This window comes from Streptomonospora sediminis, from assembly GCF_054778995.1.
Window position 1 is genome coordinate 61,317 of sequence record NZ_BAAGYZ010000012.1, and the last position, 18,888, is coordinate 80,204.

19 protein-coding genes are annotated in these 18,888 nt (G+C 69.5%); 6 read left to right on the forward strand and 13 right to left on the reverse strand.

Going from position 1 to position 18,888, the window contains the following annotated elements; translation table 11 throughout:
• Positions 1-38: 38 nt before the first annotated feature.
• The 3 genes from ACYVD5_RS04025 to ACYVD5_RS04035 are packed head-to-tail and all read right to left on the reverse strand — an operon-like array spanning position 39 to position 4,019.
• Positions 39-1,517 carry an FAD-binding protein gene (locus ACYVD5_RS04025; protein WP_460999519.1) on the reverse strand — a complete coding sequence of 493 codons (1,479 nt, stop codon included), beginning with the start codon at positions 1,515-1,517 and terminating at the stop codon, positions 39-41.
• Between the two features lie 9 nt (positions 1,518-1,526).
• Entirely contained in the window at positions 1,527-3,113 is a 1,587-nt protein-coding gene (locus ACYVD5_RS04030) for a flavin-containing monooxygenase (RefSeq protein WP_460999520.1), read from the reverse strand.
• A 9-nt stretch (positions 3,114-3,122) separates the two neighbouring features.
• A complete protein-coding gene (locus ACYVD5_RS04035; RefSeq protein ID WP_460999521.1) occupies positions 3,123-4,019 on the reverse strand; it encodes a class I SAM-dependent methyltransferase in 897 nt (298 codons plus the stop codon).
• A gap of 261 nt (positions 4,020-4,280) precedes the next feature.
• Here ACYVD5_RS04035 and ACYVD5_RS04040 point away from each other — a divergent pair, with 261 nt between their 5' ends.
• The 3 genes from ACYVD5_RS04040 (at position 4,281) to ACYVD5_RS04050 (ending at position 6,449) form a co-directional block, all read left to right on the forward strand.
• On the forward strand, positions 4,281-4,535 hold the full coding sequence (locus tag ACYVD5_RS04040; RefSeq protein WP_460999522.1) for a hypothetical protein: 255 nt from the start codon (positions 4,281-4,283) through the stop codon (positions 4,533-4,535).
• A complete protein-coding gene (locus ACYVD5_RS04045; protein WP_460999523.1) occupies positions 4,532-5,527 on the forward strand; it encodes a 3-oxoacyl-ACP synthase III family protein in 996 nt (331 codons plus the stop codon). The genes ACYVD5_RS04040 and ACYVD5_RS04045 overlap by 4 nt, the downstream gene beginning before the upstream one ends.
• Before the next feature lie 163 nt (positions 5,528-5,690).
• Positions 5,691-6,449, forward strand: a complete 759-nt coding sequence (locus tag ACYVD5_RS04050) for an SDR family oxidoreductase (protein WP_460999524.1) — start codon at positions 5,691-5,693, stop codon at positions 6,447-6,449.
• Between the two features lie 142 nt (positions 6,450-6,591).
• Here ACYVD5_RS04050 and ACYVD5_RS04055 read toward each other — a convergent pair whose 3' ends face one another.
• The 5 genes from ACYVD5_RS04055 to ACYVD5_RS04075 all read right to left on the reverse strand — a co-directional run bounded on the left by ACYVD5_RS04055 (position 6,592) and on the right by ACYVD5_RS04075 (position 9,085).
• The gene (locus tag ACYVD5_RS04055; protein ID WP_460999525.1) at positions 6,592-7,776 is read right to left on the reverse strand and encodes a methyltransferase domain-containing protein; all 1,185 of its coding nucleotides are present in this window, start codon (positions 7,774-7,776) and stop codon (positions 6,592-6,594) included.
• A complete protein-coding gene (locus ACYVD5_RS04060) occupies positions 7,773-7,910 on the reverse strand; it encodes a hypothetical protein (protein WP_460999526.1) in 138 nt (45 codons plus the stop codon). The genes ACYVD5_RS04055 and ACYVD5_RS04060 overlap by 4 nt, the downstream gene beginning before the upstream one ends.
• Before the next feature lie 265 nt (positions 7,911-8,175).
• Complete coding sequence (locus ACYVD5_RS04065; protein ID WP_460999527.1) at positions 8,176-8,487, reverse strand: hypothetical protein; 312 nt, start codon at positions 8,485-8,487, stop codon at positions 8,176-8,178.
• Complete coding sequence (locus tag ACYVD5_RS04070) at positions 8,484-8,744, reverse strand: hypothetical protein (RefSeq protein ID WP_460999528.1); 261 nt, start codon at positions 8,742-8,744, stop codon at positions 8,484-8,486. Before ACYVD5_RS04070 ends, ACYVD5_RS04065 begins: the two co-directional genes overlap by 4 nt.
• Positions 8,741-9,085, reverse strand: a complete 345-nt coding sequence (locus ACYVD5_RS04075; RefSeq protein WP_460999529.1) for a hypothetical protein — start codon at positions 9,083-9,085, stop codon at positions 8,741-8,743. Before ACYVD5_RS04075 ends, ACYVD5_RS04070 begins: the two co-directional genes overlap by 4 nt.
• Before the next feature lie 214 nt (positions 9,086-9,299).
• Between ACYVD5_RS04075 and ACYVD5_RS04080 the strand changes: the two genes are divergently transcribed.
• From ACYVD5_RS04080 to ACYVD5_RS04090, 3 genes are all read left to right on the forward strand, one after another.
• Positions 9,300-10,118 (forward strand): helix-turn-helix domain-containing protein, encoded by an 819-nt coding sequence (locus tag ACYVD5_RS04080; protein WP_460999530.1) that lies wholly within the window; start codon positions 9,300-9,302, stop codon positions 10,116-10,118.
• Positions 10,111-10,299, forward strand: a complete 189-nt coding sequence (locus ACYVD5_RS04085; RefSeq protein ID WP_460999531.1) for a DUF397 domain-containing protein — start codon at positions 10,111-10,113, stop codon at positions 10,297-10,299. The genes ACYVD5_RS04080 and ACYVD5_RS04085 overlap by 8 nt, the downstream gene beginning before the upstream one ends.
• A 172-nt stretch (positions 10,300-10,471) precedes the next feature.
• Positions 10,472-11,215, forward strand: coding sequence for a GntR family transcriptional regulator (locus ACYVD5_RS04090; protein WP_460999532.1), 744 nt, complete (start codon positions 10,472-10,474; stop codon positions 11,213-11,215).
• Between the two features lie 122 nt (positions 11,216-11,337).
• On the opposite strand, the gene ACYVD5_RS04095 is transcribed toward ACYVD5_RS04090, so the two are convergent.
• The 5 genes from ACYVD5_RS04095 to ACYVD5_RS04115 form a co-directional block, all read right to left on the reverse strand.
• Positions 11,338-12,219: a carbohydrate ABC transporter permease gene (locus ACYVD5_RS04095; protein WP_460999533.1), complete on the reverse strand. Its 882-nt coding sequence runs from the start codon at positions 12,217-12,219 to the stop codon at positions 11,338-11,340.
• Positions 12,219-13,160: a carbohydrate ABC transporter permease gene (locus ACYVD5_RS04100; protein WP_460999534.1), complete on the reverse strand. Its 942-nt coding sequence runs from the start codon at positions 13,158-13,160 to the stop codon at positions 12,219-12,221. The genes ACYVD5_RS04095 and ACYVD5_RS04100 overlap by 1 nt, the downstream gene beginning before the upstream one ends.
• A gap of 4 nt (positions 13,161-13,164) precedes the next feature.
• Positions 13,165-14,448 carry an ABC transporter substrate-binding protein gene (locus ACYVD5_RS04105; protein ID WP_460999535.1) on the reverse strand — a complete coding sequence of 428 codons (1,284 nt, stop codon included), beginning with the start codon at positions 14,446-14,448 and terminating at the stop codon, positions 13,165-13,167.
• A 122-nt stretch (positions 14,449-14,570) separates the two neighbouring features.
• A complete protein-coding gene (locus ACYVD5_RS04110) occupies positions 14,571-16,637 on the reverse strand; it encodes an alpha-amylase family protein (RefSeq protein WP_460999536.1) in 2,067 nt (688 codons plus the stop codon).
• Positions 16,634-18,772, reverse strand: a complete 2,139-nt coding sequence (locus tag ACYVD5_RS04115) for a family 10 glycosylhydrolase (protein ID WP_460999537.1) — start codon at positions 18,770-18,772, stop codon at positions 16,634-16,636. The genes ACYVD5_RS04110 and ACYVD5_RS04115 overlap by 4 nt, the downstream gene beginning before the upstream one ends.
• Positions 18,773-18,888: the final 116 nt, after the last annotated feature.

Consider the following 18,888-nt stretch of genomic DNA (forward strand, 5'->3'; position numbering starts at 1 on the left):
GCAATCCCCTGTGCGTAGCGGGCGGTCCGCGGCCGTGGTCAGCCGAAGAAGCCCTGGCCGGGTGTGAGGACGTGGTCGGGGTCGTGCCGGCGCTTGGCACGGCGCAGCCGCCACCAGCCGGAACCGAAGTGCTCGCGCCAGTCCTTTCTGGTCATGTCCGGGATCGCGCCCACGAGGTAGCGTTTGCCGCCCATTTCGACGGCCCTGTCGTACAGGCGGCGGTTCTGGGCGAGCATGGCCTCGAAGTCGACGCCGCCCGGCTCGGGGAACCGCAGCAGGTCGAACAGGTAGCCTTCGCGCTCGTCGGGCTGCACGGCCAGCGGACGGGTGATCTTCCGGGTCTTGTACGGGTACACCAGCAGGAATCCCGACCCGATGTCGGCGGCGTCCAGTTCCCGCTCCGCCTCGCGGAGGAACCGGTCGGTGGCCGAGGCCGGCAGGAACAGGCTCAGCCAGGGCTTGGGGGCCGTCCAGTGGCCGGTGTCCTTCAGGTACGCCTCGAAGGGGTCGAGGCGGTAGGCGTAGTCGCGGTAGGACATCTGCTGGATCTCGGCGGAGGGGCGGTGGTCGCGGAACCCGCGCAGCAGCTCGCCGGTGTCGGGAGCCTCGCCCTCCTTGTGGAAGGCGACGCCTTCGATCTTGTACATCCAACCGGTGCCCTCCGGGTTGAGCACCAGCTCTCCCGCCTGGGCGTCGAAGCGGCGGGTCCGCATCGCCCGCTCGCTGTCGGCCATCCACGCGGCCCGGTCGCTGTAGAACAGGCTGCACATGAGCGCCCGCTCGGGCGCCGGCCGCATCCGCACCGTGGCCCGGACGATGATCGCGCTCTGGCCGCCGCCGGCGAGCACGGCGTTGAACAGGTCGGCGTGGCGGTGGGGCGAGGCGTGCAGCCGCCGACCTTCGCCGGTGACGACCTCGACCGACTCGACCGTGTCGACCTGCAGGCCGTGCCGGTGGACGGTCCCGCCGATGCCGCCCACACTCAGCGTGCCGCCCACCGACAGGTGCAGGTAGTCGGTGAGGGCGGGCGGGGTCAGCCCCTTTTCGAGGGCCGCGTCGGTCAGCTGCGCCCAGGTGGCGCCCGCCTCGACCACCGCCCGCTCGGAGTCGATCTCCAGAATCTTCGACAGGCCGCGCGCGTCGATCGAGATCCCGCCGGGAACGAGGGCCTGGCCGTAGCTGGAGTGCGATTCGAGGTCGTCACCCGTGCCGGACCGCCCGTTCACGGCGACCTGCAGGTCGTTCTTGCGCGCGTAGCGGACCATCTTGACGATGTCCTGCACGGAGCCGGGGCGCAGCACGGCCCACGGCTTCCCGGTGACCATGCGGCCGAAGTCGTGGCCGAAGTCCGACACGGCCGAGGCCGAGGTCTGCACGCTGCCGTCGAGCCGCGGCAGCGGGGCAACGTCGGTTGCGGCGGTGTCGGCGACGGCCCAGGACTGGCTGGAGACGCTCCAGCCGACCGCGGTAAGGGCCATACCGGTAAGTACGTTGCGTCGGGAGAGTTCATTGGTCATCGGATCGGTTCACTCCTGGGCCAGGCTCGGTTGCGAATGGGGGATACCGGAGTCCGCGACCCGCGCGAGCGAGTACTCGCCAGGGTCGAAGCGCTTCGTCGCTCGGCGGAAACGCCAGGTGTAGGTGGGCCAGATGGAGGGGTTGCGGCCGTGCTCGTCGAGGTACCAGCTCCGGCAGTTGCCGGCGTTCCACACCGTGCCGTCGAGCGCCTCTGCCAGCCGCTCGTTCCATGCGGTGTGGGCTTCGGGGCGCACTTCGACGCTGTCCACACCGGCGCGGTCCAGGAACTTCAAGGCGCTCAGCACGTACTTGATCTGCGCCTCGATCATCACGACCTGCGAGGAGTGGCCCAGCGTGGTGTTGGGCCCGAGCATCATGAACAGGTTCGGGAATCCCGGGACCGTGGTGCCGCGGTGCGCGGAGATCCCGTCGCGCTGCCAGACCTCGCGCAGCTGCGCGCCGCCGCGGCCGCGGATGCGCCCGGTGATCGGCTGGTCGGTGGCGCGGAAACCGGTGCCCAGGATGATGGCGTCGACCTCGCGCTCGTTGCCGTCCGCTGTGACGATGGAGCCCGAGCGCACGTGGTCGATGGTGTCGGTGACCACCTCGACGTTCTCCTGCTGGAGAGCGGGATAGTAGGTGTTGGAGAACAGCAGCCGCTTGCAGGCCATGACGTAGTCGGGCCGCAGCCGGGCGCGCAACTCCGGGTCGGGCACGCTCTTTTCCAGGTGGCCGCTTGCCATGCTCTGCATCCGCGCCGCCATCTTGGGCCGCGACATCACGAACGCGAGGAACTCCCGCCCCCACATGTTGAAGTTGCGGCGGAACGACTGGTAGCCGGGGATGTTGTGCAGCATCCACGACTGCAGCGCCCCGGTGGGCTTGTCGTTCTTGGGACCGATCCAGGGCGGGGTGCGCTGGTAGAGGTCCAACCGCCCCACCTGCGGCTGGATCTTGGGCACGAACTGGATCGCCGAGGCGCCGGTGCCGATGACGGCGACGCGCTTGCCGGCCAGGTCCACGCCGTGGTCCCAGCGCGACGAGTGGAACATCGCGCCCTCGAAGCCGGCCAGTCCGGGCAGGTCGGGCACCGCCGGTTCACTCAGGTAGCCCGCCCCGGTGACCAGGACCTGTGCGGTGTAGTCGCCCTGCGACGTCTCGATCCGCCACCGCCGCACGTCCTCGTCCCACCGCGCGTCGAGCACCTCGTGGCCGAAGCGGATGTGCGGGCGCACCCCGAACCGGTCGGCGCAGTCGCGCAGGTAGGCGAACAGCTCGTCGCGGTGGCCGTAGGTGCTCTTCCAGCCCGGGTTGCGGGCAAAGGAGAACGAGTACAGGTGGGACATGACGTCGCACTGGCAGCCCGGGTAGGTGTTGTCCCGCCAGGTGCCGCCCACCTCGTGGTCCCGCTCGAACACCAGGAAGTCGGAGACGCCTTCGCCGAGCAGGCGCATGGCCATGCCGAGCCCGGAGAACCCGCTGCCGACGACCGCCACACGCAGGTGCCGGCCGGGCCCGCCGGGCTGCCCGGAGCCGGGGCGCGGTTCGCGGATCTCCGGCTCGCCGAGTCGAGTCGTTTGCGAAGCGCTTGTCATCACGGCCCCTTAGGAACGGCGCTCGACGGTGATGCGGAAATTGTTGAAGAAGCGGTCTTCCAGCGTGTAAGCGAAGATGTCCAGGTAGCGCTCGAACCGCGCCACGACGTCCTCGCCCTCCAGCGCGACGGCCTCGTCCCTGCGGTCCGCGAGCAGCTCCAGCCACGCCCGGCAGGCACGGGCGAACGACTCGCGCTCATTGCGGATCTCGGCGACGTCGAAGAGCCCTTCCATGCCCAGCGAGAGTTCGTGCAGGTGCGGGATGTGGCACCCTTCGAACTCGAAGCGCTGCAGGAACTTCAGGTCGTCGAGCAGAGCGCGGTTCATCGGCAGCGCCTCGGCCGTCATGGTGTGCAGCACAAACCGGCCGCCGGGGCGCAGCGCCTTGTGGATGCGGCCGAAGAAGGTGCGGTACCGCTTGGTGCGCTCCCGCGGCGGCAGGCTGGAGTGCACGAAGTGCTCCAGGGCGTTGATGGAGAACGCGGCGTCGTAGGGCTCGGCCGCCTCGTGGTCCTCCCAGCTCTCCACCCGGGTCTCGATGCGTGCGTTGCCGAGGCCGTCGACGAACTCCTGCTGGGTGCGGCTCAGTGTCAGCCCCATCCCGCGGCCCACGCCGTGGACCGTCGTCAGCCGGTCGAGCAGAGTGCCCCAACCGCAGCCGACGTCCAGCACCCGCTCCGCGCCGGCGGCGCCGGCAAGCTCGGCGAACCGGTCGAGTTTGCGTTCCTGGGCGCGGTCGAGGGCTTCGCGCAGCCCTTCGCCGTCCTCCCAGTAGCCGCCCGAGTACATCATCGTCGGGCCCAGTAGCAGGCGGTAGAAGTCGTTGCCCACCTCGTAGTGGTGTCTGATCGCGTCGACACCGGGATTCACCCGTTCGGCGGAGTCGTCCGCCGTGGTTGTTGTCATCGGTCCGCTACCTCGCTTCCTCATCGGGCGGGGCATGCATGGATCCCCGCGAAGAGCCAAGCGGTAGTCCCGCAATAGATGTGCAAGACGGCACGGGGTTGCGCGGGCCGGGCCGGCGGCCCTGGGCACGGGGGCCGGCGGCGGGCCGCGGCGCGCACCGCCCGGCCGCGGCGCCGGTTACGGGCCTGTTGCGCGCGGCTTGCGCGCCGGACTGTTCCATGGCGGTGGAAGTGACACGGCTGCGTAAGGAGACGAGCACTGATGTCCATGCCCACCATCGATGAACTCGCGAGCCAGCTCAGCGCTGTTTCGGGGGCCACTGGTGTCGACCCGGACCACCCCCTGCAGCACATCGAGGACGTCGACTCGCTCGACCTGATGGAGTGGCTGTACGGGTTCCAGAACGACTACCCGCACATTCCGGCCGACGAGTCGCTGTTCGCCGACATGGACGACACGACGACGCTGCGCACCGTCCACGAGCGGATCCAGCGGCTCGTCCCGGAGCAGGGATGACGGCAGGTCCGGTGAACGGGTTCGGCATCGCCGGTTGGGGGACCGCCCTGCCGGAGCGGATCGTCTCCAACTCCGAGCTGGCCGCGCGTTTCGGGGTCGGCGAGGACTGGATCTTCAGCCGCTGCGGCATCCGCGAACGGCGCGCGGTCCGGCCCGGGCAGACCACCGCATCGCTGGCGGTCGCGGCCGGCCGCGGTGCGTTGGAGAAGGCGGGGATGGACGGCGGCGACATCGCGCACCTGATCGTCGCCACCGCCACCCCCGAACAGCCCTCTCCGGCGACGTCGGCCTTCGTCCACCACGAGCTCGGTATCGCCGGAAGCGCGCACGACCTCAACGCCGAGTGCGCCGGTTTCGTCTACGGGCTGGTGTCGGCCATGGCCCTCATGGCGCTGGATCCCCGACCCATCCTGCTGATCGGCTCCGACACCCACACCCTCACGGTCCGCCCCGACGACCGGGACCTGGGCATCCTGGTGGGCGACGGCGCCGGAGCGGTGGTGCTGACACCGCGGCCCGACCACGTGGCGCGGGGGTGGAACCTCGGCGCGGACGGCTCGTGCAACTCCAGCCTGAAGGTCCTGGCCGGCGGCAGCCGGCTGCCGACCACCGAGGAGACCGTCCGCGACGGGCTGCACTACGCGCAGATCAACGGCAACGAGATCTACCTCAACGCTGTGCGCTACACCGTGCACACCGTGCGGGCGACCCTGGAGTCGGCCAAGGCCGAGGCGGCCGACGTCGACCACATCGTCCCGCACCAGGCCAACATCCGGATCATCAACTCGGTCCTGCAGCACACCGGTCTGCCGCCGGAGCGGTTGGTGTCCAACCTGGAGCGCTACGGAAACACCGCTTCGGCGTCGGTGCCCATCGCCTTGGCGGAAGCCCTGGACGCCGGCCGGATCCGCGAAGGCGAGCTCGTGCTGCTGGCCGGGTTCGGCGCCGGCATGACCTGGGGTTCCATGCTCCTGGAGTGGGGCGGTCCGTGACCGTGCGACCGGGGCGGCCCCGCCCGGTCGCCGCGGTGCCGCGGCCGCGGTCGCGGTGCCCCGGGACCGCGACCGCGGCCGCGGCCCCTGCCCGGCGGAGCGCTCCCCGTCCCACCCGCTCCGGCTCCCCGCAACCGGGCCCCGACCGATCATGGAGTGAGCAATGAGCAGCAAGGACAAGCCTGCGGGCGCCCGTCCGGAAAGCCCGGTGGCCCTGGTCACCGGCGCATCGGGCGGACTCGGCAAGGCGTTCGCCCTGGAGCTGGACCGGCTCGGCTGCCGGGTGGCAGTGCACTACAACTCGTCGGAGGAGGCCGCGCGCAAGCTGCAGCGCGAGCTGCGCAACGACTCGGTGGTGGTGACCGGCGACGTGGGCTCCGCGGAGGCGGTCGCCTCGTTCATGGATCGCATCACCGCCAAACTCGGCGCGGTGGACGTCCTGGTCAACAATGCCGCGGTCCGCAAGGACGCCGCCATGGCGATGCAGTCGCAGCAGGACTGGGCGCAGGTCATCCAGACCAACCTGATCGGCCCCTTCCACACGGCGCGCGCGGCAGTGCCCGCCATGCTGCGGCGCAGGTGGGGCCGAGTGGTCAACATCGTCTCGCCCTCCGGCATCATCGCCACCCCCGGGCAGACGGCGTATGCGTCATCCAAGGCCGGGCTGATCGGGTTCACCCGCACACTGGCGGCGGAGTGCGGCCGCCGCGGAGTGACCGTGAACGCGCTGTCGCCCGGGTTCATCCCCACCTCGATGACCGAGGGCCTGTCGGAGAAAGTCGTCACCGACATTCGGGACAAGGCACCCGTGCCCCGCTTCGTCGAGCCGGAAGAGGTCGCCGAGGCGATGGGCCTCTTCCTGTCCCAAGGCGCCATGACCGGCCAGGTCATCAGCATCGACAGCGGCGTCTCCATCATGTGAGCCCTGGCGGGCGGCTGGCCGGCCGATCCCCGCTGCCCTGACGGCGGGCACGGCGGCCACGCACGGCGCCGGGCGCCCCCAGCGTTCGTGCAGGAATGTCCGGATCCAGCGCTGGATCCGGGCATTCCTGCACGACCACCGGTCAGGAGCCGATGCCGAGCACCTGATCGGGGGAATCGGCCCACAGGCGGTGCGTGCCATCGGCGGCGACGGTAACCCCGAGCCGGTCCCGGCCCGGACGCCCGGCCTCATGCCATACCTTTCGGGCATGGGCGATCTCGGCCCACAGATCCCGCGGACCGCCGCGCCGGGTCTCGTAGGGACCGCCGGCGGGCACGTACTCCGCCAATGCCCAGGACCGGTCCCGGTCATAGACGTAAACGGTGGCTTCGCCGGCGTCGGCCGGGGTGTCCTCGTCGGCCTCGAAGGAGGCGTACCCGAGTGCCGGTACCAGGTGCCCCAGGACCACGCCCCACCCCGCGTCACGGTCGGCCACGCACCGCGGGTTCAACGCGATGTGCCCGGTGACCGCCTGGGGATCGTCCTCGTAAACGAACTCCCGCCACGGAGCCACCTTCACACGCTGATCCCGCAGCCACATGAACGCCGCATCACCCACCAGCCGGCCGTGCGCAACCTCGCTGGCCGCGTCCATCCGCAGCAAGGCCGCGGACGTGAACCCCGGCCCCCACGGGGTGACGATCCGGCCCCCGTACCGTGTGCGGGCCACCCACACACTGGGGATGCGGCGGGCGGCGACCGTGGACAGCACATGGTCATACGGTTCGCCGCCGGGCACGCTGCCACCGTCACCGACGATCAACCGCGGCTTGTACCCGAGAGAATGCAGCCGGGCGCGTGCGGCCTCTGCGACATCGGGATCGACCTCCACCGAGGTGACGGACTCGTCCCCGAACCGCTCGCACAACAACGCGGTGTTGTAACCCGTGCCCGTGCCGATCTCCAGCACGGTGTCGCCGTCGCGCGCGTCCAGAGCATGGAGCATCCGCACCACCAGCGACGGCTGGGAAATCGAACTGGTGGGGACGACCCCCGTCCCGCCGGGGCCAGCCGGATGGCCGTCGTCCATCTGGGTCACGAGCGCGTAGTCCTCGTGGATCCACCGGGCCACGTCGGGGTCCGTTCTCGGGTACGGCGCGAACAGCTCGGGGTCGCCGTTGGTACCGCTGGTGCGGACCCACACCGTTTCCGGGACGAACACCGCCCGGTCCACCGCCAGCACCGCACGATGCCACGCCGGATCCTGGATGGCGCCGCGGCCCGCGAGCAACCGCGCCAGCCCGAGCCCTGGGGCAACGTCCGTCACTTGTTCGGGTCCTGGCCGTCGCCGCCCTGATCAGGAATCGGCTCTGAGCCGTGCTTCGCCGGGTCTTGCCCGTCGCCGTCCTTCCCGCGGCTGCTGTCTTTGGGGACATCCTCGTTGCCGTGCTTACCGCCCATCGGGCCTCCTCGGTTCGGGGCGTCAACTGGGACGGTAGCCCGGAGGCGACCCTGTGTCACCAAGAGTGACCGGTCGCGGCCACCGGGCCACCAGGTTCACGGAAGGCCCGGCTTAGATCGGACCACCCCCGCACGCGCGGGGAGCACGCCGCTATCACCCGGCAGAGGTCGCTGATTAGCCTGCCGGACTGGCGGCGATCATGCATAAATGCCCGTCATAGCTTTAAAACCTCGGCATTTCAGCATGATCATCAGTGCGCCGAAATTATTCGTCGGGCGACTTTTCTTCGGCCGTTTCCCAGTGGTGCCAGGCCGCGGTTTGGCCTTCCAGCCATTCGCGGACGCGGTCGGCGCTGGACCAGGTGTTGAGGATGCGGCGGACACCGTAGGCGAGGGCTGCCTCGGGGACCGGGTCGTGGCGCTGGACGGTCCACCATTCGTTCCCGCACCACAGGAAGCAGCGGATCCGCCAGGTGTAGGAGTACTCGGCCACAACGCTGCCGGGCGGGACGATCTCGCCGGGCCCGCCGCCGTGCCGGTACTGGTACTGGTCCGGGTTCTGGTGGATGCCGGTCATCGCGCCGCCTCCGCCCGCCGCAGTTCCTGCTGGGTGTCGAGCCGGTCGCGCAACTGCTGCGCGGTGTCGGCGACGACGGTCGTTGCGATCATGCCCCACTGCTCGCGCCGGGCGTCGTACTCCTCGCGGCGGTGCCGGGCCGTGAACCGGCCGGCGGTCGCGGTGACCGCCCAGTCGGGATAGGCCTGTTCCAACGCGGCGGCGGTACGGTCCGTGTCGGAATCGCCGGGCGGGTGCGGGTGTGCAGTCGTGCTCATCGCGGGGCCGCCCCCGTCCGGGCGCCGATGCCGAGGGGGTGGGGGTGGGCCAGGTCGGGGCGCTGGGCGAGGAGTTGCCGGGTCAGCGCGCCGAGTTCGGCCATGTCGTCGGGCTGCTTGGCCCAAGGGCCGAACCCGCGGTGCCGGCCCGCCGCGGCGGGCGCGGGCGGCTGCATGGTGCCGGTGGCCGCCGCGGGGGTTCCGGCGTTGAGTTGCGCCAGCAGGAAAGGCCGGGCGGACCGCCGCCCGCGCGTGCGTCGGTGCGGTGGTGGTGCGTGGCGCGGTTGGTAATCGGGTGAATCGGGCGTGTGCCTCGAAAACGGGGCGTTAGAATTGATCATGGGTCTCCACCTGCTTCTGTCAGGTCGGGGATCAAGGCCCTGTTCGGTGCCCGTGAAGCACCGGCAGGGCCGTTTTTGTTGCGAACCCGATCCTGACGTGGAATGAAGCCAATAGAAAGCGGCTCGTGCGTTCTCCTGAATAGCTCCGGAGGACCACCGAAGGACACCGGAATCTATCCGGAAAGTTAGGCTGAACCTGTGGTGAGATGTAGGCGTGTACGCATCCAAGCCCGACGAGAGGGCACTACGTCGTTACGGCCAGGAAGTCCGACGCCTGCGCCAGGAAGCCGAAATGACACTTGACGCTCTCGGGCGTCGCGTGGAGTCTTCGCGAACTCAGCTATCCGACATCGAACGCGGGGTAGCAAGATCATCATCGCGCCTGCGCCATGCGCTCGACGATGCGATAGGCCATGGTCGGTTGAACCGGCTCTGGGATGACCTGACCGGCGACGGCAAAGAAGCCTGGCGCTATGAGGTCGCAGAACTCGTGGACGGCGCGGAAGCCATATATGAGTACCAGATCATGGTATTTCCGTTTCACTTGCAGACCGAAGACTACGCTCGCGTGCTGGTGCGATATGCCGCCCCTTGGCTTTCAACGGAAGACGTCGAAGCGGAGGCGACGACGCGAGCGGCTCGGTCCGAACGCGTCGCCAACGGCGTAAGCACCCGGATGTGGCTCGTTGTGGACGAGTCGATCTTGAGCAGGCGTTACGGGAGCGCAAGCATCATGCGCGAGCAGCTTTCCTACGTCGTGAACCTGGCTGAGCGCGAACGGTTGACGATCCAGATGGTGAAGGCGGGGGAGCCACGGCATCCGGGGAACAGTGGGCCATTTAAGCTGATCACATCACCGTACGCGCCTGAAGCTCTATATACGGAGAGTACTCGTGAGGGCCAACTCTCCACACGTGGCGAGCATATAAAGCGCTATCGGATGCTTTTCGCCGCCCTGCAAGGTGTGGCCGCTAGCCCGGACGAGACACTTGAGGTACTGCGCAAGGAGGTTAGGAAGATTGACCATGAATGAGTCCAGAAGTGGCTGGCACAAGAGCAGCTACAGTGACGGCGGCTCCAACTGCGTCGAGGTGCGGGAACACATCGCGGGTGCTGACGTCCGTGACACGCAGCACCGGGAAGCCGGCCACCTCGCTCTGCCGTCAGCGGAGTGGGCGGCCTTCCTCGTGGCGGTGAAGTCGGCCGAGCTGTAAGCCCCTCCCCTACGCATCCGACCCCTGCGGCCCCCGGGCTGCGGGGGTTTTGTCGTGTGCAGGGGGTGTTCGGGGCGGGAGCCGACGAGGGTGTCTCGGTGTGAAATGATTGACAGGTTCACTGGTAGGACAAATGTATGTGTCTGTGTGTTGGCTGTGGCACCATGAGCGTGTGAACCGACAGGCCAACTTCGAACTTGCGCCGTCGTCCTTGACAGACGCGCTTTACCAGTCGCTGCGCAGGCGGATCGTGAACGGGGAGATCGCGGCGGGCGAGAAGCTCACCGAGCACCGGATCGCCCGTGAGTACGACGTCGCCCGCCCGACCGCCAAGGCGTGCCTGGAGCGGCTCACCGTGTTGGGGCTGCTGCGCCGGTCCGTGCACAAGACCGCGGTGGTGCCCGAGTTCGACGTCGAGGAGATCCGCGACCTCTTCTTCAGCCGCAACACGGTCGAGGTGGCCGCCGTGACCGTTCTCGCCGCTCAGGGGTGGGTGCCCGGCGACGCCGACGACGCGCAGGCGCGGATCGAGAACGCCGCCCGCGACGACAGCTTTGAACGGCAGGTCGACGCCGACATCGACTTCCACCTGGCGCTGGTCACCGGCGCCGGCAGCCCGCGGCTGCGCCGGATGCACGAGCTGATCATGGGCGAGGTGCACCTGACCATGGGCCGCTACCAGGCGCACCGCACCACGCACGGCTCCACCATCGCCGAGGAGCACGCCACCATCCTCGAAGCCATCCGCGCCGGCGACACCGAGCGCGCCCGCCAGGGCCTGGAGGAGCACCTCGACCGGGCGCGGGTCCGCCTACTGGCCCACTTGGAGGATGGTGCCGCGGGCGGCACCCCGGGTGGCACGGCGGATGGTGCCGTCGATGGTGCCGACGACACCGAGGAGAGTCCGGCCGGGTGATTCCCGGCCGATGAACCCCGGGCCGAACGCCCCGCGCACAAGACGCCCGGCCGGGTGGTCCCGGCCGGGCGTGCCCCCGCCGTACGGTCCTGCGCCGCACGGCCCCGGCGCCGGTCACTGCGTCACTTCAGCCCGGTAGTGGCGACGCCGCGGATCAGGTAGCGCTGGGCGAAGATGAAGAAGGCCAGCACCGGCAGCAGCGAGAGCAGCGACATGGCGAAAAGCATTCCGATCCCCTGCTGGCTTTCGGCGCTCACCATGGAACTCAGCGCCACCGGCACCGTGTACATCTCGGTCGAGGTCAGATAGATCAGCGGCGTGAAGAAGTCGTTCCACGTCCAGATGAACGTGAAGATCGTCGTGGTCACCAGCGCCGGCCGCATCAACGGCAGGATCACGTGCCAGAAGATGCGGTAGGGCCCGGCGCCGTCGATCTCGGCCGCCCGGTCCAGGTCGCGCGGGATCCCCCGGATGAACTGCACCATGAGGAAGACGAAGAACGCGTCGGTGGCCAGCACCTTGGGGATCAGCAGGGGCAGGTAGGTGTCGACCCACCCCAACTGGGAGAAGAAGATGTACTGCGGCACCACCAGCACGTGCATCGGCAGCATCACCGATACCAGCGTGATGGCGAAGAACACCCGCCGCGCCCGGAATTCCAGGCGGGCCAGTGCATAGGCCGCCAGCGAGCACGAGAACAGGTTGCCCAGAATCGACCCCACCGTCACGACGACGGAATTCAAGAAGAATACCGAGAATGGTTGGTTGAGGGCGTTCCACCCGTCCTTGAAGTTCTCGAACGTGGTTTCCGCGGGCACGATCCCCGGGTCGGACATGATGAGGTGGGCCGGTTTGAACGCGCTCACGGTCATCCACACCAGCGGGTAGATCATCGCGACGAGGAACAGCAGCAGGGCGGCGTGCTTGAGGGCCGCCCGGGGCATCTTCTTCCTGCCGTTGCGCCGCGGTACGGCACGCTGCGCGGGAAGGGCGGCATTGGTCATCAGTCGTCTCCGTAGAAGACCCAGTACTTGGACAGGAAGAAGTGGATGGCGGTCACGGCGCCGATGGCGATCAGCAGTACCCAGGCCAGTGCCGACGCATAGCCCATGTCGAACGCCTTGAACCCCTGCTGGTAGATGTAGAGCGTGTAGAAGAGGGTGGAGTCCACCGGTCCGCCGGTGCCGCCGCTGATGATGTGCGCCTGGGTGAACGCCTGGAACGCGCCGATCGTCTGCAGGATCAGGTTGAAGAAGATGATCGGCGTTAGCATCGGCACCGTGATGTGGCGGAACTGGCGGACATGCGATGCCCCGTCGACACGCGCGGCCTCGTACAGCTCCTCGGGGATCTGGCGCAGCCCCGCAAGGAAGATCACCATCGGCGACCCGAACGTCCACACGTTGAGCACGATGAGTGTCGACAGGGCCGTCGACGGGTTCTGCAGCCAGCTTTCGCCTTCGATCCCGAACCAGCCCAGCAGCTGGTTGACCAGGCCGCTGTGGCCGAAGGCCTCGCGCCACAGGATGGACACCGCCACGCTCGTCCCCAGCAGCGAAGGCAGGTAGAAACCGCCGCGGTAGAACGGCAGCCCGCGCAGACCGCGGTCGAGCAGTACGGCCAGCAGCAGCGCGAACCCCAACTGCAGGGGAACCGAGATGAACACGTACCGGGCGGTCACGGCCGAGGCCGCCCAGAAGCGGTCGTCGCCCAACATCCGCTCGAAGTTCGCCAGCCCGGTGAACTGCGGCGAGCTGAGGATGCCGTAGTCCGTGAACGCCAGGTAGAGCGAGGCGAACAACGGCACCGCCGTGACCAGGCACAGGCCCAGCAGCCACGGCCCCAGGAAGACGTAGGCCGCGCGGCCCCGGCTCCGCAGGTGCGGCGCCCGGGCCTTGGGGGATCGCCGGGCGGGGTCCTGCGCCGCGGCTGTACTTCGCGCCACGGCTCTACTTCTCCTGTTCGATTCCGGACCGGATCTCGGAGACCAGCCCTTCGGCGATCTTGGCGACGCTCTTCTCGCCCAGGGCGACCTGCTCGCCGGCCCGGGTCAACGCCTCGCGCCAGGTGCTCGTTCCGGCAGGGGCCTCGTAGCGCGGCCGGCGTTCGGCATCGCGCTCGGCCTCGACCATGGACAGCATCTCCGTCTCGACCTCGGAGGCGAAGTCGTAGGCCTTCTTGAGCAGGCGCGGGTTGGGCGGCGCGCCCATGGTCAGGCCGACCGTGCGCAGGAACTCGACGCTGTTGACGTTGTGGTCGACGAGCGTGCCCGCCGCCTCGACGGCGCCGTCGTCCATGCCCGCGTAAATCGCCAGGCGCGGGTAGTACAGGAACTTGTGCCCGGCTGCGGCGTCGTCCGCCGCGGGCGCCGGACGCAGCCGGAAGGTGTCGTCGGGGAACATCTCGGCTTCGTCGATGATGTGGTTGGAGCTGCCGAACTTCATCAGCACCTTGTCGCCGACGACGCCCCAGTCGGGCTGCATGCCCTCCTGCTCGCTGAGGGTGAGGGCGCCGCCCTCCTTCTGCAGGCTCCGCCACCATTCGAGCCATTCGCCGAGGACTTCGGCGTCGAAGCCGATGTCGCCGTCCTCGGTCCACAGGTCCTGGCCGTGCTGGCGCAGCCAGGCCTCCAACGCCATGTCCTGGTCGGGCGTGTAGGGGGTGCCTTTGAGCCCGTCGGGGTTGTCGCTGCTGTAGTCGAGGAGGAACTCGTAGATGGCGTCCCAGGTCCAGTCTTCGGGCAACTGGATGTCGTGGTCGCCGAGCAGCGTCTCGTTGTAGCGCAGCACGGGCACGAATACGCCGTGCGGCATGGTGTTCAGCTCGCCCTTGAGCTCGAACGTGGCGATGTCGTCGTCGCTGTAGTCGGAAAGGTCGAGGGTGGGGATGTCGTCGAGCCGGCGGTAGATGCCGCTCTTGTGGTAGGTCATGACCTGCGCGGAGCCGATCCAGAAGATGTCGGAGACGTTGCGCGCCGCCATCTGCGTGGTCATGCGCTCCTGGAATGCCGTGTAGGCGGCGAACTCCGGCTCGACTCCGATATCGGCGTGCTCTTTGTCGAACGCCTTCAGCGCCTTGGTGTAATTGCGCTGCCGGACGTTGGTGCCCCACCACGCATAACGGATGGCCGTTCCTGATCCGCCGCCTGTGCCGCATCCGGTGAGCAGGCCCGATGCACCCAATGAGCCCAGGCCCGCCACGGCCAGGAACGCGCGTCGATCGAGGTCTCTCATTACTTGTCCCTTCGCCCGCTACCACCGAGTGGCGCCGCCGCTTGGTGTGCGTGAAACCTTGCGGCAATGTTTCCCGGAGGAATCTTGTATGTCAATAAACCAGGAAAACTTGTTTTACAAGATTACCGAGCGTCTTCGGTCAGGGCGCCGACCAGCACTTCGAAGCGCTCCAGGCGCGGCAGCGCCACTGCGGAGCCGCCGGCGCACGTCGTCGCAGACCACAGCGCGTGCACCGGTGCCCGCCCCCATTCGGGCCACCAGGGCACGCCCAGGCTGCGGCCCTCCACCGGCAGCGGAGCGCGAAAGCCCTGCGTAACCGCCCCCGAGTGGTTGATCAGGTGCACGGTGCGTCCCGCCGCGGAAACGCCGAGTACCACCTCCACCTGCTCGGGAAGGTCGGTGACCAGCTGCACGGGCCCGCCCGCGGCGCGCAGGGCCGCCTGCACGAACGCCTCGCGGTGCGCGCTCAGCCCCACCTCGCGGTAGGCGCGCCCGGGCGTCCACGGCAGGTGCGCGACCCGTCCGGCGCCGTAGGTCCCCGCCACTTCGCCGAACCGGTCCAGCGCGATGTGCCCGTGGCACTTTTCGGGCGGGCCGTAGGGTGCCCGCGAAAGGACCCGCAGGTCCGTCGCCGCATCGGCGCGCGCCTGTAAGACGTGGAACGCGCCGATGACGGGCATCACGCCCGCGCCTTCGCCACCGCCCGCCCCCGCCATGTGCAGCGAACGCACCGCCTCGACCGTGTCGTAGACGGCGAGCCGGCGCTGCGCGGGCGAGCCGGCGAGCTGGGGCGTGTCGCCGTCGAAGGCGCTGGAACCGGTGGCCAGCACCCCGCCGCCCGCTGCGGCGAACGCGTCCAGGGCCGCTGCGGCCGGCTCCGCCAGCGGCCCCAGGTCGGGCAGCACGGCCAGCCGGTACCGCTCCAGTCCCCCGTGCTGACCTGCAACGTCGGGCAACCGCGCCTCGGGCAGCACGTCGAACGGCACATGCCGCTCCAGCAGCGCCGTGTAGAGCCCGCGGAACTCGCAGGTGGCCTCCTCCAGCCTTTCCCCCGACAGCTTCAGGGGATCGGGCCGGACCAGCACCGTGGGCGCGGCCGGCACCAGGTCGCGGTAGGCCGCCTGGTTGTCGCGGTGGAACCGGGTGATCTCCCCGGCGACGCCCAGGCACGCGTAGTCCACCTCGTCGGGCGTGCCCATGATGTAGGTCGAGGGGACGGCGCCGCGTGCGATCGCCTGGACCAGGTACTGGGCGAAGTGGGCGGGCTCCTCGCCGGCGAAGCGGTAGGGCATGTCCACGAACGCCACGGCGTTGGTGAGCACCGGCACCCGGGGCCGGTACGTCTTTGCCGCGCTGACGTTCTCCGCGGTGCGGTGGTGCCAGAGCCGGCGGCCGACCGCGTTGTTGGCCTCGTGGAACACGATGTCGGCGCGGTCGCCGAGGATCAGCGGCGCCTCGGGCCGCCGTGCCGCGATGCGGGCGCGCACCCGGCCGGTGAGGTCGGCCAGCACCGCTGCGCTGAACCGCCGCCACTGCTGGTAGCCCGGATCCTCGGGCCCCGCGGGCAGCGGGGTGCCGGGGGCGAAGGCGGCGAACGCCCGTTGGCAGGCCAGGCACTGGCACACGCCACGGTAGGTGCCGCTGTAGTCGGTCTCGTTGAACGACATCCAGTTGCAGAAGAAGCCGTCGAGCGGGTACCGGTCGAGGACCTCGTCGATCACTTCGAAGAGCCGGTGCTGGTAGTAGTCGCCGTTCGGGCAGACGCTGGTGAGGCCGTTGTAGACCTGGGGCGCGCCGTCGGGGCCGGCGAAGCACCATTCCGGGTGCTGTTCGGCGCGGCGGTGGTCGACCTTGGAGAAGTCCATGCGGGCCAGCACCCGGATTCCGCGCTCGTGCGCGGCCGCGAGCGCGTCGCCCACCAGGTCGCCCGATGCGCGCCGGGCCAGCGCCGGGTTGCGGGTCTGGAATCCGAGCCGTGTCGGGTAGTTCGAGACGATGCCGCCGACGCTGAGCAGCCAGGCGCCGGCGCCGAACTCCTCCAGGTAGTCCAGCACCCGCGCGACGTCGAGTCCGGCGTCGACCTCGCGCAGGTTGGTCTGGAACATCCCGAACGGCCGCTGCCACCACAGCCCGCCGGCGGCAGGTGCTCCGGTCGCCGGCTCCGCCGCCGGCGTCTCCGCCGCGCTCATCGCGCCTCCCCGGAGACCCAGGTGAAGTGCACGGCCTCCAGCAGCTCGATGCGGGGGACGGTCACCTCGGCGCGGCCGCCGCCGGTGCTGCGGACGGCCAGCTCTTCGCCGGACACCAGCAGGTGCGCGCGGGCGCGCCCGGGATCGGGCAGGGCGACCGAGACCTCCAGCGGTCCGATCGGCACGGTTTCGCGGATCGGTCCCTTGAGGGCCATCGGGTTGGTCAGGTTGACCAGTGCCACGGCCAGCTCGCCGGTGCCCTCCCACAGCGCGAGGTCGACAAGACCGGTGCCGTGCACGGCGACCCGTTCCCCGGTTCCCAGCGCCCAGCGGATGCCGTTGGCGATGAGCCGGCCGTGGTCTTGTTGCAGCGCTTCCCAGAAGAGGGCGCCGACGTTGAACGGGAAGTAGACGCAGCGCCCGCCCCCGGGATGGATGCGGGTGACCGCTGCGGGGTCCGCGGGCTCGGCGCGGGCGTAGACCTCCTCCATCGGCAGGTCGGGGTAGTCGGGTATGAAGCGCAGCGGCACCTCGGTTCCGGCGTGCGCGCTGACCCCGATCAGTTCCGTGCCGCCGATGATGCGCTCGGCGCCGCCGAAACCCCGGGTGAGAGGGTGGTCGGCGGTGAGGGCGGCGTAGTTGTTCTTCACCGGGCCGCGGACCGGCATCCGCAGGTCGACGCCGAACACGTCGCCCAGGCCGAAGTTGGCGCGGGGCGTGCCGAACTCGTCGTCCAGGGAGGAGCGGTGGGCGGCGACGACGCTGCCGCCGCGGTCGACGAAGCCGCGTACGACGGCGCACTGCGCCTCGCTCATCCGTTCGGAGTCGGGCAGGACCAGGACCTTGAACCGTTCGAGTTCCTCGGCCCGCAGGCTCTGCTCGGTGACGATCTCGAACGGGATCCGCGCTTCGACGAGGGCGTGGTAGAAACCGTCCTCGTGCCCGCCGGTACCGGTGCGGGTGGCTCCGGTGCGGCTGGGCGCCGCCGGTTCGAAGAGCGCGACGTCGGCGGTGATCCGCATGCGGCCGAGGTCGGATTCCAGGCGGGCGTGCAGGTTGAACGCGTCGACGACCGGCTGCACCCACCGGCGGTCGGGCACAGTGCCGTTGAACTTGGTGAACCACGGGAAGGCGCCCTGGGCGAACCCGTCGACGATCCAGGTGCTGATCTCGGCGCCGGGGGCGACGGAGTCCTTCCAGCGGTGCTGGTGGTGTTCGGGGCCGATGGAGGTGATCAGGCCGACGGGCCGGTCGCGGTAGACGGCGCGGCTGCGCTTGCCGTTGCGGCCGGCCGACCAGGGGGCTTCGACACCGGAGCGGCCCTGCTTGTCGATGAAGAAGACCGGGTAGTGCCGTTCGAGCATGGCAGGGTCGAGGTCCTGGGGGGCGACTCCGCCCAGGTTGGGGATGAAGCGCGCGTGGGGGCGGATCTCCTTGACGGCGTCGTCCCAGTGGGCGACGAGGCCGCTGAGTCGGCGGCTGCGCCAGTCGAGGTAGGCGCGCCAGGCGGGGTCGGTGATGTCGCCGGCCTCGCGGGGCAGGTCGAATCCTGTTTCGTCGCGGAAGCCGCGCAGGGCTGCCTCGCTGTAGGAGATGCCGTGGCCCGCCCAGCGGTTGGCGAAGATCGCGTCCACGTCGTAGTCGGCGACGATCTCGCGCGCGACGTCGGTGATGAACTCGCGGTTGTAGGGACCGAAGGGGCAGGTCAGCCAGATGTCGGGGAAGCCCCAGTGCTCCACGGCCTTGCCGTCGGCGGTGCGCGCGAGCCACTCGGGGTGGGCGCGGGCGGCGTCGGCGTGCACGGCGTGGGGGTCGACCCGCGCCATGACGTGCATGCCGAGCTTGCGGGCACCTTCGACCAGGGTGCCGAAGGGGTCGGAGTCGCCGAGGTGGGCGCTGCGGTAGTGGTGGGGGATGCGGGTGGGGTAGAAGGCCATGTAGCCGCCGGCGCTGATGCATACCGCGTTGGACCGGCTCCGGCGCATCACGTCGATCCAGAACTCCGGGTCGAACCGCCCGGGGTCGTTCTCGGTCAGCGTGATCTGGGTCCACCGGGTCGCGCTCAGATGCCAGTCGGATGTGCGCAACGCTGCGGACGGTTCCGAACGCGCGCCTTCCATCGCCTGCTGGGCCATGCTGGCTGTTCCTCTCGTCGGCGTCGCTCCGCGGGGCCGGCCAACCGTCGGACCGGTTTTCCCGCGCGGAGACACGCCAGTATAGGCATCTTGTCAGGCAAGATTTCAAGACTGAC